We start from the raw sequence: 14324 nt of genomic DNA on the forward strand, positions 1-14324 counted from the left end.
AGCACGGGGAAGATTGAGCCATGTCCGATACGTCAGGCAAAACGCCGGTCGAGCTGACCGCCAACATCGTTTCGGCCTATCTCAGCAACAATCCGACGCCGGCCTCGGACATTCCGAACCTGATCAGCCAGGTCCACTCCGCTTTGCTGCGGGTGTCGAGCGGACGCAACGACACGCCGAGCGAGCCGGCCAAGCCTGCGGTGTCGATGAAGAAGTCGATCACGCCCGAATATCTGGTGTGCCTCGAGGACGGCAAGCGCTTCAAGTCGCTGAAGCGCCATCTGCGCACCCAGTACAACATGACCCCGGAGCAGTATCGCGACAAATGGGGCCTGCCGGCCGACTATCCGATGGTGGCGCCGAACTATGCGGTGGCGCGATCGCAGCTCGCCAAGAAGATGGGTCTCGGTCAGCAGGCGCGGAAGCGGAAGTAAAGATCTACGCGGCGGACGCCAGCGCCTCGCGCGCATCGTTGCGGATGCGGTCAACCATCGAGCGCAGGCCGTTGGAGCGCTGCGGCGTCAGATGGTCGCGGAAGCCGAATTCGTCGAACAGCGCGAGCGCGTCGGTGCCGAGGATTTCCTTGGGCGTTTGCCCGGAAAACAGCGTCAGCACGATCGCGACCAGGCCGCGCACGATGTGGGCGTCGCTGTCGCCGATATAGATCAGGCGCGGTTCGCCGTTGGCATCGCGCTCGATCCGCTTCGACAGCCAGACCTGGCTGACGCAGCCCTGCACCTTGTTCTCGGCCGAGTGCTCCGCCTCCGACAACGGTTCGAGCGTGCGGCCGAGCTCGATGACATAGCGGTAACGGTCGTCCCACTCGTCCAGCAGCGCAAAATTGTCCCTGATTTCGTCGATCGTCGTCATCGTGGCCCGCGTCCTGTCCTTGACGGCTTATATAGGAAGGCGGGCCGCGAAAGCGATGAAAATGGAACCGGTTCCCGGCTGTTTTGACGCGTTTTCTTCACGCGAACCGGTGCCTGCCTCGCTCGACAGCGCCTTGGTTTCCGCTCACGGCGTCGGCGGCAGGCGGAATTCGATCGACTGATCCTCCGCGGTCAGCGTGTCGCGGAACGCGGTGGCTGAATCGGTATCGTCCTGGCCGATCGAGCCGGTGTGGTCGGGTGGCTTCTTGTCGGTGATGATCTGGTAGAGCTTGCGCGCCCCGTCGGTCGCGCGCTGGCCGATTGCGGTCGCGGCCTGGCCGCCGACCTCGCAGGCGGACGGCTGGCGCTTGCAGAACTGACCCATGTCGTTGATCGTCGCGGTCGCGGCCGACACCGCGTCCGACGCGCTGATCTGCGGCGCCTTGTCCGCTTCAGGTGTTTTGTCTCTCGGCAGCAGCACGAGCACAAGCCCGAGCCAGAATGCCAAACGCAGCAGGAAGAACATGGCGCGATCCCGGTCGTCTATCTTGTCTTGCTTCTTGAGCGGTCGATGCCGCTATTGGCCTTGAGGGTTAGCATCGGTCGATAAATCGGAAGTATCTGCATTGAAGTAAATCCGCCGAAAAATCGCGGAAAATTCGCCTGAATTGATTCGCCGTAAATTTTCGATTGATGGCGGCCGACGCGCGCCGGATACGCAGGATTCGCCGCGTCCACCATTTCGAAACCATAGAATGTCGCATCCGGAAACCAGCCGTTCACCATCCCCGACAAATGGCCGGTGAATAGCGGGTCAAACCCGCTCCAATGCACGGTGTTTGGCGGCACGCCGCCCAGCCTTAGCGTTCGCTTAAGTTCGCTCTGACACGTTGACCTGCAATCACGAAGGAGGCGTTCCGGCGCGTCTGAGTTGACGATTGAGCCGAAGCGCGAGTGCTGTGAGTAGTTTGAGTCTGATCCGCGATTGCCTGGATGCGCTGCTGCATCCGTCGGCGCAATATGATGCGCTGACGCGTGCGCGCCATCGTGCCTTCATGGCGCCGCGGCTGCTCGGCAGCCTGGCGGCGCTTGCCTCGTTCCCTGCCTTTCTTGCGATGCGCGGTGCGCCGACGGCGATCGAGGTCGCGGCATTCGCCTGGCTGATCGCGCCGATCCTGCTGTCGTGGTTCCTGTCGCGCACCGGCCGCTATGAAGGCGCGCATGTGCTGTCGTCGCTGGCGCTCGCCGGTCTCGTGATGATGATCGCGGCGACGACCGGCGGCCTCGCCTCGTTCGCCGCCGTGTGGCTCGTCGTCATTCCGATCGAGGCGGCGCTGTCGGCCTCCCGGCGCGTGGTGGCGTTTGCGTTCGCGCTGGCGATGATCTGCGCGGCGCTGCTGAGCGTGCTCGGCCATTATCATGTACTGCCGGTCGTCGATCCCGCGGTTGCTTCGAACAGCACGCTGGTCGGCTTCGGCGTCGTGTCGGGGATCTTCTACGCCGCCGGGCTCGCCTTCGGTGCGGAGTCGCTGGCGCGCACCAGCGTGGCGCTGCTCTATGTCGAGGAAGAGCGCTACCGCCTGCTCGCGCATAACATGAGCGACGTGCTGTCGCGGCACAGCCGCAACGGCGCGGTGCGCTTCATTTCGCCCGCGGCCGAGAACATGCTCGGCGTGCCGGCATCGCGGCTGTTGGGCCACGGCCTGTTCGACCGCGTTCATGTCGCCGATCGCCCGGCCTATCTCACGGCGCTGTCGGACGCCGCGCGCGGTGACTCCCGCAGCGTCGAGTTCCGCGTGCGCCGTGACGGTGCGCGGGGCGAAGCCGTCGCCGAATTCATCTGGGCCGAGATGCGCTGCCGCCCGCTCGATCAGGCCGCCGCCGATGCCGAGGTCGTCGCCGTGATCCGCGACGTGACCGATCGCAAGGTGCAGGAGCAGGCGCTCGAACAGGCGCGCAATGTGGCCGAGCAGGCCGATGCGTCGAAGACGCGCTTCCTGGCCACCATGAGCCACGAACTGCGCACCCCGCTCAACGCCATCATCGGCTTCTCCGAGATGATCGCGCAGGAAGACGTGCTCGGCCTCGACGTGGCCCGCCGCAAGGAATACGCGCAGCTGATCAACGATTCCGGCCAGCATCTGCTGTCGGTCGTCAACGGCATCCTCGACATGTCGAAGATGGAGTCCGGCAATTTCGAGATTTCGCCGGAGCCGTTTGCGCCGCGGCCGGCGCTGCTCAATTGCTGCAATCTTGTGGCGTTGAAGGCGCGCGAGAGCGGCGTCGATCTCGTCACCCGCGTGCCCGACGATCTGCCGATCGTGAACGGCGATCCGCGCGCGTTCAAGCAGATCGTGCTCAATCTGGTCTCGAACGCCATCAAGTTCACCGAGCGCGGCGGCAAGGTCACCGTGTCGGCCGGTGTCGAGGGATCGCGGCTGGTGCTGCGTGTCTCGGACACTGGCGTCGGCATCGCCGCCGATGATCTCAAGCGGATCGGCGATCCGTTCTTCCAGGCCGGCAAGACTTATCAGCGCCGCCACGAGGGCACCGGTCTTGGTCTTTCCATCGTGAAGGGGCTGGTCGGCCTGCACCACGGCGAAATCAATGTGGAGAGCAAGGTGGGCGAGGGCACCATTGTATCGGTCGCGCTGCCGCTGGCGTTCACCCCGCCCGCCGCCGTCGAGCCGTCCAGCAATGTCTCGACCCTGAAGCCCGCGCTGCGTTCCGGACTACAAGAGCAGACCCATCAGGTGAAGAAGAGTGCCTAGACAGACTTTGGATGACGATGAAACGCCGCGCCGTCGCCGCGGCGCCAAGGCAGTGGCCATCGCGGCCGAGGAGGAACGTGGCCTCGTCCTGCGCCTGCTGCTGCACAGTCCGAAGGATCTGGTCGCCGGCGTGCTGGCGACGTCTGCCATCGTTGCGATCCTGATCAATGCGCTGTTCCTGCAGGCGGGCCGTCATCCGTCGCCGATGTTCGGCGGTTCGGTTGTGACGCTGCCGCCGCCGGCCCCGGTTGCCGCGGCCACCAGCCCGATACCGCGCCCGCGTCCGGCCGAGGCGGCTGCCCGATCGGCCGAGCCCGTCGACGTGAAGCCGGTGGAGACCAAGCCGGCCGAGACCAGGTCCGTCGAAGCCAAGCCGGCAGAACCCAAGGTCGAGGCCAAGCCGGTCGATCCGATGGCCAATCTGGTGCTGAAATCGACCACTGCGCCACCGGCCGCAGCACCGTCCCCGGCCGCCGCGCCGTCCAGCGTCATTCGTCCGCCGGCGTCGATTCCGACACAGCATCTGAGCCCGGCCGGAAAACGCATCGCCGCGGTCCAGCGTACACTGACCGAGTATGGCTACGGCCAGCTCAAGCCGACCGGCACGATCGGCGCCGACACCCAGCACGCGATCGCGAAGTTCGAGCGCGCCCGCAAGCTGCCGGTGACCGGACAGATGTCCGATCGCCTGGTGCGCGAGCTCGGCGCGATGATCGGCCATTCGATCGAGTAGTCTCTCTGCGAAGGCATTGAATATGTATTCGTCATGCCCGGGCTTGTCCCGGGCATTGACGTCTTTGAGACTTGTTGCAGCCAAGACGTGGGTGGCCGGGACAAGCCCGGCCATGACGAGTTAAGGCGCGTCGCCCAGCAGAACGTCCCTGACCTCGTCGGAGAACAGCTTCCTGCGGCCGGCCACCAGCACCCATTCCGGATCGTCGCGATCCGGAATAGCGCGCGGCATGCCGTGATCGAGCAGGGCCTGCGCGCAGGCCACCCAGTCGCCGCCCCTGACCGGCTCGTTGCAGGAGGCCCATGACAAGGAGCCGGACACGTTGTCGCCGAAGCCGTGCTGCTCGGTCCACTCCGCGCCGTGCTCGAGCAGGAATCGCGTCAGGCCGGCATTGCCGCGGAACACCGCGTGATTGAGTGCCGACGCATCCCAATCGCCGCCGCGCACCGTGATCGGCCAGCCGAGCTCGACCATCAGCCGCACCGCATCGTCGCCGCCTGCCGCGGCGAGCTCCGGGAGCAACCGCAATTGCCGCGGTGAAAGTGAACCTGGAAGATCGGGCCGACCGGCCTGGATTCGCCGCGCCTCGCTCTCGTCACCGCTGCTGCACGCCGCGACGAACCGCTCATCATCGGCAAGCGTCTCGTCGCCGGTACGCTCGCGGAGCAACTCGGCGACCTCGGTCAGTCCGAACTGCAGCGCGTACCTGTAGGCGCTGAGCCCGCCTGGTGTCGTGATGCGCGGATCCGCGCCGGCGTCGAGCAGTATCGCGATGCAGGTTCGCGACCGCCGCCGGCGGATCGCCCACAGCAACGGCGAGCCGCATTCGGTCAGCGGCGCGTTGCCGGCGGGTTCGTTTGGATTGCCGCCGTGCCGCAGCAGCAGGTCGAGCGCCGCCACGTTCTCGTCATCGAGCACCTTGTACATCGCGTTGGTGCCGGCGATCCGTGCGCCATGCTCGAGCAGCAGGCCAGTCGTCACCGAGCCTTCGAGCGAGTGGTAGAGCGATTCATTGTCGTTCGGATTGGCGCCCGCTTCGAGCAACAGTTTGGTCAGTTCGAGATCGTGGTTGCGGCCGGCGGCGCCGTACAGCGCTGACAGCGGATTGCTGTCATCGGGTGCGTCGAGCGTTCCGGGCGGCCAGCGGCTGCTGATGTGCTGGTCGGGATCGGCGCCGGCCTGCAGCAGCAGGCGTGCGCAGCGATGCAGCCGCGCTTCAAATTCCGGAATCTGCAGCAGGCTGGAATGCGTCACGGCGACCAGCGGCGGCAGTTTGAACGGACCGCCGGCACGGTTGACCCATGTGGGATCGTCGTTGGCGGTGCGTTGCACTGTCTCCTCGTCACCGATGGCGCAGGCGAGATAGGGATCGTCGGCGACAAGACTGGAATCCTCGGTGAGCATCCGCGCCGCAACGCGCGGATTGGCGCGGTCGGTGGTGCCGGCGACGTCCGCGGCATAGACCAGCTGCAGCCATCGCCGCACGCGATCGGCCTTGCTTTTACCGGACGGCAATTGTGCGTCGACATAGCGCCGCAGGTCCGGCCAGGAGGCGAAGCCGAGATCGCGCGCCACGCAGGACTGCGCATCGTGCAGCCGCAGATTGAGCGCGGCGATTTGAGCGTCGCTGCGCCCGGCCGCAGCCGGAAGCGCATGCCGGAAACGCGCGTAGGCCTCTGGCGCCTGCCGCCGATAAAGGCGAATGAGCTCCTTGGCCTGCTTCTTCAGATGATCGAGATTCAATCGCCCGGGCGATCGGTCCATGGAAACCTCCGTGCATCATCGCCGATGGTCCACAAAACCGGCTGCACAAAGGCTTGGTTGGCCGCTCAATTGGTGCAAGTGGGTTCAACCCTTCCCGTGGACCCGGGCGCGGCTTGCACCGCAGATGCAAGGATATGGGTGACGATTGGTTCGGTCAACCCGCCGCGGCGTGACGACATCTGTGACAATTGGACGTGACCGCGCCGCTGGCCTATAGCTCGGCGCATGCGATTGAAAACCAGCATATGGGTCGCGGCGTATCTGCGCCGCTGCCAGACCGAAGGCGTGTTCGGCGCAGTCCGCAAGAAGGGCGCCGAGGAAGCCGGCGCCGTGTTCGTCAAGGTGGCGCTGATGGACGGCAACGCGATGTTGTATGCGCCGGCGCCGCAGACGGTCTATGATGACAGCCGTCCGGTCGAGCGGCTGTTCGTGCCGACGGCACCACAGCCGGTATCCGAGCCATCTGTCGAGGAGCGCTTGACCAAGGAGCTCCGCTTCGATCCCGACGCCTGGATCGTCGAGACCGAGGACCGTGCCGGGCGGCACTTTCTTGATCTGGCGAAAAACTAGCTTCCGGACTTCTGGTTGCGAATGGCGGGCGCGCTGCCGGGCTGCAACGCGGGGCGCGTCTGCGACGCCGTCGCGCGCACGCGATGACGCTCATCGTCATAGAGCGACGAGCGATACCTGGCGCGGGCCACCGCCATGGTCGAGCCGCGCCACGCCGCCAGCATCACCAACGCCGAGCGCTCGCTCAGGCGATCGTAGAGCCGCGACAGCCGATAGACGTAGTTGACCGAGGAGCCGGCTTCCGGATTGAGGAACATCAGGATCCGCTGGAACGCGGCGCTCGACACGTCAAGCGCCCGCATCGCGCAGGCGAGCGGCTCGCCGCCGGGATCGTTGACGACGTCCGCGGCGATCCGCGACGGCAGGATCAGCGCCTCGCCGAGTTCGAGCGTGAAGTTATCGAGGTCCTCGGCAAACGCTGCCATCTCCAGGATATGGATCGCGCGCGCGGCGCGCGCGGCCGGGATCCGCGCCGCGGCCTTCAGCGGCGTCTCCTGCAGATTGTGCAGGATCTGCGCGCGCTCCCTCCTGCTGGCGGCAAAGAACATGTCGGAGATTTCGGCGGCATCGTTTGGCCGCATGGCAAGGCTCGCGGCCATCCGCAGCTCGGCTTCGGTCGGGACCTTGGCCGGCAGCGCTGACGGGGCGGGCGCGGGAATTGGCGTGGCCGCCGGCATCGGCTGGTCGGGACCGACGCGGCGCAGCCCGAGCTTGTCCACGATCCGCGCGGGCGTCGCCGGATAGATCGCAAGCCGCGCGCGGACCGCGGCACGCGTCGCGTCGTCGACCTCGTCGATCAGGCGCGTCGTCAACTCGACGAACTGGCGCTCTTCATCGTCGGAATGCGCGCTCGCCTGCACATAGAGGTCGGTCAGGACGCGCAGCAGCGTCGGGCGGATGTCGACGCCCTCGCGACGGGAGAGCGTCATCAGCCCATCGAAACCAGGAAATAGCGGAGCTGCGCTCATCTCGGGCGTACGCGACTTGCCAGTGAACTTCGGTTTGAAAGCCTTGTGGCAGCGAGCCTACGCAGGCTGTTTTAAGAGGCAGTTAAGGAAAACAAGCCGTGAAGGTGAATGCTCGAATTTGCGCGTGTCTATTAAGGCACAGCGCCATATCCGTAACCGTCCGTACCGGCGGCTTAAGATGTCATTAACCATGCGCGTTCTTAACTCGGCATGCGCGGGGCAAATCATGTCCGTGCGGGGCCAGAGAGAACGGAACATGGGCACCATCGTTGAGTTTCCGGCGGATGCGGCTGCACGGCGGCCGAGCATGGCCGGTGCTGCTGGCGAAGGCATGGGGACCGTACTGATCCTTCCCGTCGTCCGGATCGAGCGAACGACGGAGGAGACCGGCGGTGGTCGCGGACCGGAGCAGGGCACTGCGCAGGGCCGCCGTCGCCGACGCCGCTCCTGATCGCGGACATCGGGCAATGCCGGAGCTTGTGCAGCGGACCGTCGCGCGGCGGTCACTCCCGGCGCTGATCCTGCTGCTGGCGGGCTCGGCGCTCGCCGGCTGCAGCGGCGGCGATTTCGGCCGCACCCGGGCCGATTTCCGCAACGACGATATGCATCGCTGGATCGGTGCCGAGGCGACCGGCAGCATCGGCAAGAACGCCTCGCAATTCCAGCTCACCGAACACGAACGTCAGCTGCGCGACCTCGCCTATCAGTTCATCGAGCCGCCGCTGTCGCGTCCGGCGTGGAAGAGCGTATTCGGCGACTACCAGCCGCTGCCTTCGCCGTGGCGGCAGAGGGTCGTGTTCGATCGCACCGCCTATGGCCGCAATTTGATCGACGAGCCGCATCGCTCGTTCGCCTCGCGCTATTCGCTGCTGATCGACGAGGTGCGCGACGACATCACCCGCTTCGAGCCGTTCTTCGCCACCGCGATCCAGGTGATCGAGCTCGATCGCAAGCGCAATGCCAGCCTCCACATGATCGCCGATGTGTCGCCGCGTGAACGCGCCGATGCGGTGGCGCGGATGGAAGAGAACACGCTGATCGTGCAATGGGTCCAGCAGGCCCTGGAGCGGCGCATCTCGTCCTATCGCTGGGCGCTGGAGCGGCTGGTGATCCAGGCGCCAGACGGCATGGCGGCCGACGCCGAGCGCCAGATCAACGAACTCGCCCGGCTCACCGCCAATGCGCCGCTCATCTCCGCGCCGGTGACGGGCCAGGCCGTGGTGACGAAGGGCTAGTCTAGGCACGCTTCGTTTTCTTCGCCGTCGATTTGACCCGGCGACTGTTGGCTTGCCGTGGCAAGCTCGCAATGAATGCCTTCAGCGCATCGGAGGGCGGGTGGGCCGAGGGGTAGGCGAGGCCGACCTGGCGCGTCACGTCGATATCGATCGCGCGCGTCGCGACGTCCGGATTGCCGCGCGCCACGCCCTCGGGGACGATCGCGACGCCGACCCCAGCCGCGACCAGCGCCATCGCCCATTCCTCGGATTCCGCGATCGCCACCGGCTTGCGCGGCGGTGAGGCACCCTTGAAGAATTCCTGCTGCTCGCAATGGCAACGATCGATCATCGGAACGCCGGCGAAGTCGGTGGTCCGGAGCGTCTCCTTCAGCGTCAGCGGATGCGAGGGCGGCAATGCCGCGACATAGCGCTCGCTCCACAGCGGGATGAAGTGCTCGCCGGCGCCGACCATGGTCTTGGCGACGATCCGCGCGTCGGCCTTCTCGCTGGCGCCGACCAGCCGGAGCGCAAGATCGGTATTGCCGGTCAGCGGCTTCAGCAGCGCGATGGTCCGGGTCTGATCGAGCGTCCGCAACAGGCCGAGCGTCAGCGCCTGCCGCGTCGCGGGCTTGCGGAAGAGGTTTCGCGCCGCGTCCGCCTCGTCGATGATCCTGCGGGCGATGCCGTGAAACTGCGCGGCTGAGGCGGTCGGGGCCATGCCCTTCTTGTGCCGGATGAACAGCGTGGTGCCGAGCTCGGCCTCGAGATTGGTGATCGCCGCCGAGATCGACGGCTGCGAGATGAAGCAGCGCTTCGCCGCGGCGGTCAGATTGCGCTCGCGGTAGACTGCGGCGAAGTAGCGGAGTTCGCGGATATCCATAGGCACATCCTATCACATCGATAGAAAGACAATATTTTACCTATGGAAATGCGAGTGGCAAGTCTGCGCCTGTTACAGCGGAGGACTTGTCATGCGCATCCACCATCTCAACACCGGCACGATGTGCCCGATCGGAAAGCGGCTCGTGAACGGCAGCGGCAGCATCTTCCAGCGGGCGCGGATGGTCTGTCATTGCCTGCTGGTCGAGAGCAATGACGGCCTCGTGCTGGTCGACACGGGAATCGGGCTCGACGATATCGGCGACCCACCGCGGCTTGGACGCAAATGGGTGCGGCAGACGACGCCGCGGCTCGATCCGGCCGAGGCGGCGGTGCGGCAGGTCAAGGCGCTCGGCTTTTCGCCGGGCGATGTGCGCCATGTGCTGCTGACGCATCTCGATCGCGATCACGCCGGCGGCGTGCCGGACTTTCCGAAGGCCAGGGTGCACGTCCATCGCAAGGAGTACGACATGGCGGTGACGCATCAGGTCACGCCGCCGCAGGGGCGCTACATCACGGCGCAGTGGCAGCACGGGCCGGACTGGACGTTCTATGGTGCCGGCGGCGAGGACTGGTTCGGCTTCAAGAGCGTGCGCGCGCTCGGCGACCGCGAGCCGGACATTCTGATGATCCCGTTGCCGGGCCACACGCTCGGCCATTGCGGGATCGCGGTGCGCGACAAGGACAGCTGGCTGCTGCACGCCGGCGACGCCTATTTCCACCACGCGCAGCTCGACGCCAGGCCGCGGATCCCGCTGGTGCTCGGCATGTTCCAGCGCCGGGCGGACATGGATCGCGCGATGCGCATCCAGAACCAGGAGCGGCTGCGGCAATTGAAGGCGGCGCATGGCGCTGATGTGACGATCGTCAACAGCCACGATCCCGTCGACTACGAGACCTGCCGCTGCGGCCGGCACACGCTCGCCGCGAGCTAGCGCTTGCGTGCCGCAGGCGGCGGGGCCGGCACAGGCAGCGGCGGCGGCGCCTCCTGCTTGGCCGCGACCGGCTCGGTCTGCACCTTGCAGGAGGAGGCGGCGAGCGAGGCCTGCGCCTGCGGCATCAGGCCGGGCTCCGGCGCCAGCGCCTTCAGGAGGATCAGGCCGGTTGAGGTCGGCGAGTCGATGATCAGCCGGTCGGCAGCGGTGATTTCCTCGTCCTCCGGCAGCTCGTTGTGCTGCGCTTCCGTCATCAGGTCGAGCTCGATCACCTTCTTGCCGGCCGAGCGGTCGTTGATCGCGTAATAGGCGACCTCGTTGCGGGTGTAGAACGACACCGACGTATAGGCCTGGCTGACCGGCACGGTGAGCTTGAGCGGCCCGGTCGAGAGATCGTAGCGGCAGATCGCCACCGCGAAGGCCGGATCCATCAGCGGCATCGGCGAATGGCTCGGGTCGGCCAGCGGCAGCTGCATCACCTCGTTAAGCTTGGTCATCGGCGTCAGCCGCGAATAGGCGTCCTGCGAGGCGATGCGCGGCAGCGCCAGCACGCTGACGAGATGCACCACGCCGCCGAGCAGCACGCCTGCGAGGATGGTGAGCAGCACGCGGATCATGGGCAGCCCGTCGTTGTGATCGACGGCATCGGCGCGTCGCGCTGGGTGCGGGTCGCGACCCCGACCGGCGTGTCGTAGAGCCGCAGCATCAGCGCGTAGCGCTCGATGCCGCCGGTCGGCAGCCAGTTGCCGGCGCGCGAGCGCGAGGCGATGTGGATCTCGAACGTGCCGTCGGAGGCGCGCATGATCTCCTGGCTGGTGAAGCCGTAGCGCTGCAGCGTGTTGGCGACCAGGTGCCCCTTGCGGTCGAACAGCGTCAGCGTCCAGAACCGCGCCGCCGGCGTCACGCCGCTGACCACGATGTCGCAGCGGCCGTCGAGCGGCTTGTTCTTGTCGTCTGTGGTCGCCGAGAACGCGATGCCGTCGCCGGTGCCGATCGGCAACTCGCCGCTGCGCGCGATGGTGGCGCGCGAATAGGGATCGACGTCGGAGGTGCCGCTCTTCGGCCGCGCGGTCCAGGCACCGATCTTCAGCGTGCCGAGATCGGTGCCGCGGGTCGCCGTCGCGTAGGTCAGGCCGAGGCCGACGGCGGTGGCGATGACGAGTGCCAACAAGGTGGTGAGGAGGAGCCGCACGTCAGTTCTTGCGTGGCGGTGCCGGTGTCGCGCCGTCCGGCCCGGCCGCGGCAACGTAGTTTTCGGGGAACGCCAGCGCGCTCGAGGACTCGGCCTTGCCGGTCTTCGAGGACTCGTTCAGCGTGGTCTTGCCGGCGGTCCTGGCGGCGTCATCGAGCAGCTTCTCGACCCGCACCAGGATATCCGCGCCGCGCTTGGTCAAAACCGGCGGCGGGCCCGGCTTGGTCTCCAATACGCGCGGCGCCGTGTTGGCCTGGGCATTGGCCTGCGCCGGCTGCGGCGGCAGCTTCTGGCCCATGCCGACGCCGACCAGCTCCTTGACCTCCACGCCCTGATGCGCCGCGACCATGATGTCGTGCCAGGTCTGCGCCGGCAGCGAACCGCCGGTCATGCGGTTGGTCGGCGAATAGTCGTCATTGCCGTACCAGACAGCGCAGGTGAAGTTGCCAGTGTAGCCGACGAACCAGGCGTCGCGATAGGCGTTGGTGGTGCCGGTCTTGCCGGCGGTCGGAATGCCGTCGAGCGCGGCGCGGCGCGCGGTGCCTTCGCTGACCACGTGGCTCATCATGCCCGCCATATCGGCGGCGATGTTCGGCGGAATCGCCTGCCGCGGTTTCGGACCGTCGCGGTCCCAGCGCCATACCAGGTCGCCGGCGCCGGTGCGCACCTCGAGCACCGAATGCGGCGTCACCGCCTTGCCGCGATTCGGGAAGGTCGCATAGGCGACCGCGTGCTCCAGCACCGTGACTTCGTCGGAGCCGATCGGCAACGACGGCGTATCGGGCAGCGGCGCCTTGAGGCCGAAGCGGCGCGCGACCTCGACGATCTTGGCGCGGCCCGCCTTCGGCCCTTCCTTGCCGCCCATCATGATCGAGAGCTTGACCGGCACCACGTTGATCGAGCGGGTGATCGCCTGCGTCAGCGTGACCTGACCCGAATAGGAATGGCCATAGTTCTGCGGGCACCAGTTGCCGATGCAGACCGGGCCGTCGACGATCTTCGAGTTCGGCGTGAAGCCGTTCAGCAGCGCCGTGGTGTAGACATAGGGTTTGAACGACGAGCCCGGCTGGCGATAGGCGTCGGTGGCGCGGTTGAACTGGCTCGCACCGTAGTCGCGGCCGCCGACCATGGCGCGGATGCCGCCGTCGAGATCGGACACCACGGTCGCGGCCTGCGTCGCGTGATAGTCGCGCCCGAACTGTCGCAGCTGGTTCTCGATCGCTTCCTCGGCCGCCTTCTGCACGTTCATGTCGATCGCGGTGCGGACCACGAAGACGCGCTCGGTGTAGGATTTCGGGAAGGTGTCGACCAGCTTGCGCATCTCGTCGAAGGCGTAGTCGAGATAGTAGTTCGGCGAGTTCTCGTCGCGCCGGTCGACCGCGACCGCCGGATTGCGGCGGGCGCCGAACACCTGGCCCTCGGTCATGAAGCCGGCATCGACGAGGTTGTCGAGCACGACATTGGCGCGGGCGCGGGCCGCGGGCAGGTTGATGTGCGGGGCGTATTTGGTCGGCGCCTTGAACAGGCCGGCGAGCATCGCGGCCTCCGCGAGATTCACGTCGCGCACCGACTTGTTGAAATAGAAATGCGCCGCGCCGTCGACGCCGAAGGTGCCGCCGCCCATATAGGCGCGGTCGAGATAGAGCTTCAGGATCTCGTTCTTGGTGAGCCGCGTCTCCAGCCAGATCGCGAGGAAGGCTTCCTTCACCTTGCGCTCGATGGTGCGCTCGTTGTTCAGGAACAGGTTCTTGGCGAGCTGCTGGGTGATCGACGAACCGCCCTGGCGGACGCCGCCGGCCTGCGCGTTGGTGACGAGCGCGCGGGCAAGGCCCGGCACGTCGATGCCGAAATGATCGTAGAAGCGGCGGTCCTCGGTCGCGAGCGTCGCCTTGATCAGATTGTCCGGAAAATCTTCCAGCGGGATCGAGTCATTATGCTTGATGCCGCGGCTGCCGATCGGGTTGCCGTAGCGGTCGAGGAACGTCACCGCGAGGTCGGACTTCTTCAGCCAGTCCTCGTCGGCGGTCTCGCGGAAGGCGGGGATCGCGAGCGTCAGCATCAGGATCATGCCGCCGAGCCCAAGGGTTGCGGCCTCCGACAGCGGCTCGATGAACACCCAGCGCTTCCAGCGGCCGACATAGAAGCGGTCCATGAAGGTGGAATAGCGCTCGTAGAGCTCGCGCAGGCCCTTGCCCGACGAGAACAGCGTCGAGTCGATACGCGCATCGAGGTCCAGGAAGAAGTTCCGGACCCTCTGTTTCCAATGGGACGGCATGATCTGAAAGGACCGGACCCTTGATCAGTTCGACTGCGCTGCGGGCGCCCAAACCGGGCACAGGGCAGCGTCTTGCTTCGATGTTGCGGCAATCCCAAGGCGCTTTTGCGTCGATGGGGACTCGTTCGTTGTTCTATCCGAGCGGCTGCCA

Annotated in this window: 16 protein-coding genes; 7 read left to right on the forward strand and 9 right to left on the reverse strand. The window is 66.4% G+C overall.

Annotated elements, in window-relative coordinates; translation table 11 throughout:
* Positions 1-20: 20 nt before the first annotated feature.
* The gene (locus ACZBJS_RS05585) at positions 21-434 is read left to right on the forward strand and encodes a Ros/MucR family transcriptional regulator (RefSeq protein ID WP_057015640.1); all 414 of its coding nucleotides are present in this window, start codon (positions 21-23) and stop codon (positions 432-434) included.
* A 4-nt stretch (positions 435-438) separates the two neighbouring features.
* Here ACZBJS_RS05585 and ACZBJS_RS05590 read toward each other — a convergent pair whose 3' ends face one another.
* The 3 genes from ACZBJS_RS05590 to ACZBJS_RS05600 form a co-directional block, all read right to left on the reverse strand.
* Positions 439-870 (reverse strand): SufE family protein, encoded by a 432-nt coding sequence (locus tag ACZBJS_RS05590; RefSeq protein ID WP_141343262.1) that lies wholly within the window; start codon positions 868-870, stop codon positions 439-441.
* A gap of 144 nt (positions 871-1014) precedes the next feature.
* Positions 1015-1395 carry a DUF5330 domain-containing protein gene (locus ACZBJS_RS05595; RefSeq protein WP_316394540.1) on the reverse strand — a complete coding sequence of 127 codons (381 nt, stop codon included), beginning with the start codon at positions 1393-1395 and terminating at the stop codon, positions 1015-1017.
* Between the two features lie 17 nt (positions 1396-1412).
* The gene (locus ACZBJS_RS05600) at positions 1413-1718 is read right to left on the reverse strand and encodes a hypothetical protein (protein ID WP_316394539.1); all 306 of its coding nucleotides are present in this window, start codon (positions 1716-1718) and stop codon (positions 1413-1415) included.
* Between the two features lie 119 nt (positions 1719-1837).
* Here ACZBJS_RS05600 and ACZBJS_RS05605 point away from each other — a divergent pair, with 119 nt between their 5' ends.
* A complete protein-coding gene (locus ACZBJS_RS05605) occupies positions 1838-3640 on the forward strand; it encodes a PAS domain-containing sensor histidine kinase (protein ID WP_410469690.1) in 1803 nt (600 codons plus the stop codon).
* Positions 3633-4373: a peptidoglycan-binding domain-containing protein gene (locus ACZBJS_RS05610; RefSeq protein ID WP_199805192.1), complete on the forward strand. Its 741-nt coding sequence runs from the start codon at positions 3633-3635 to the stop codon at positions 4371-4373. The genes ACZBJS_RS05605 and ACZBJS_RS05610 overlap by 8 nt, the downstream gene beginning before the upstream one ends.
* A gap of 120 nt (positions 4374-4493) precedes the next feature.
* Here ACZBJS_RS05610 and ACZBJS_RS05615 read toward each other — a convergent pair whose 3' ends face one another.
* Positions 4494-6137, reverse strand: coding sequence for an ankyrin repeat domain-containing protein (locus tag ACZBJS_RS05615; RefSeq protein ID WP_310885003.1), 1644 nt, complete (start codon positions 6135-6137; stop codon positions 4494-4496).
* A 225-nt stretch (positions 6138-6362) separates the two neighbouring features.
* On the opposite strand from ACZBJS_RS05615, the gene ACZBJS_RS05620 reads away from it, so the two are divergent.
* Complete coding sequence (locus ACZBJS_RS05620) at positions 6363-6707, forward strand: DUF1491 family protein (protein WP_092079509.1); 345 nt, start codon at positions 6363-6365, stop codon at positions 6705-6707.
* Here ACZBJS_RS05620 and ACZBJS_RS05625 read toward each other — a convergent pair.
* On the reverse strand, positions 6704-7636 hold the full coding sequence (locus ACZBJS_RS05625; protein ID WP_463438493.1) for a DUF2336 domain-containing protein: 933 nt from the start codon (positions 7634-7636) through the stop codon (positions 6704-6706). The genes ACZBJS_RS05620 and ACZBJS_RS05625 overlap by 4 nt on opposite strands.
* Before the next feature lie 295 nt (positions 7637-7931).
* Between ACZBJS_RS05625 and ACZBJS_RS05630 the strand changes: the two genes are divergently transcribed.
* The gene (locus tag ACZBJS_RS05630; RefSeq protein ID WP_024579523.1) at positions 7932-8126 is read left to right on the forward strand and encodes a hypothetical protein; all 195 of its coding nucleotides are present in this window, start codon (positions 7932-7934) and stop codon (positions 8124-8126) included.
* Positions 8127-8142: 16 nt separating this feature from the next.
* Positions 8143-8910, forward strand: a complete 768-nt coding sequence (locus ACZBJS_RS05635) for a hypothetical protein (RefSeq protein WP_038379546.1) — start codon at positions 8143-8145, stop codon at positions 8908-8910.
* 1 nt (position 8911) lies between these two features.
* On the opposite strand, the gene ACZBJS_RS05640 is transcribed toward ACZBJS_RS05635, so the two are convergent.
* Positions 8912-9772 carry a LysR family transcriptional regulator gene (locus ACZBJS_RS05640; protein WP_316394526.1) on the reverse strand — a complete coding sequence of 287 codons (861 nt, stop codon included), beginning with the start codon at positions 9770-9772 and terminating at the stop codon, positions 8912-8914.
* A gap of 91 nt (positions 9773-9863) precedes the next feature.
* Between ACZBJS_RS05640 and ACZBJS_RS05645 the strand changes: the two genes are divergently transcribed.
* Complete coding sequence (locus tag ACZBJS_RS05645) at positions 9864-10706, forward strand: MBL fold metallo-hydrolase (RefSeq protein WP_463438494.1); 843 nt, start codon at positions 9864-9866, stop codon at positions 10704-10706.
* On the opposite strand, the gene ACZBJS_RS05650 is transcribed toward ACZBJS_RS05645, so the two are convergent.
* From ACZBJS_RS05650 to ACZBJS_RS05660, 3 genes are read right to left on the reverse strand one after another with little or no spacing between them, the layout of a single operon-like run.
* Positions 10703-11323 carry a DUF1254 domain-containing protein gene (locus ACZBJS_RS05650; protein WP_463438495.1) on the reverse strand — a complete coding sequence of 207 codons (621 nt, stop codon included), beginning with the start codon at positions 11321-11323 and terminating at the stop codon, positions 10703-10705. The genes ACZBJS_RS05645 and ACZBJS_RS05650 overlap by 4 nt on opposite strands.
* Positions 11320-11898: a DUF1214 domain-containing protein gene (locus tag ACZBJS_RS05655; RefSeq protein ID WP_057020198.1), complete on the reverse strand. Its 579-nt coding sequence runs from the start codon at positions 11896-11898 to the stop codon at positions 11320-11322. The genes ACZBJS_RS05650 and ACZBJS_RS05655 overlap by 4 nt, the downstream gene beginning before the upstream one ends.
* A 1-nt stretch (position 11899) precedes the next feature.
* On the reverse strand, positions 11900-14173 hold the full coding sequence (locus ACZBJS_RS05660; RefSeq protein WP_253609526.1) for a transglycosylase domain-containing protein: 2274 nt from the start codon (positions 14171-14173) through the stop codon (positions 11900-11902).
* Positions 14174-14324: the final 151 nt, after the last annotated feature.

The organism is Bradyrhizobium sp. KZN70725 (genome assembly GCF_055264925.1).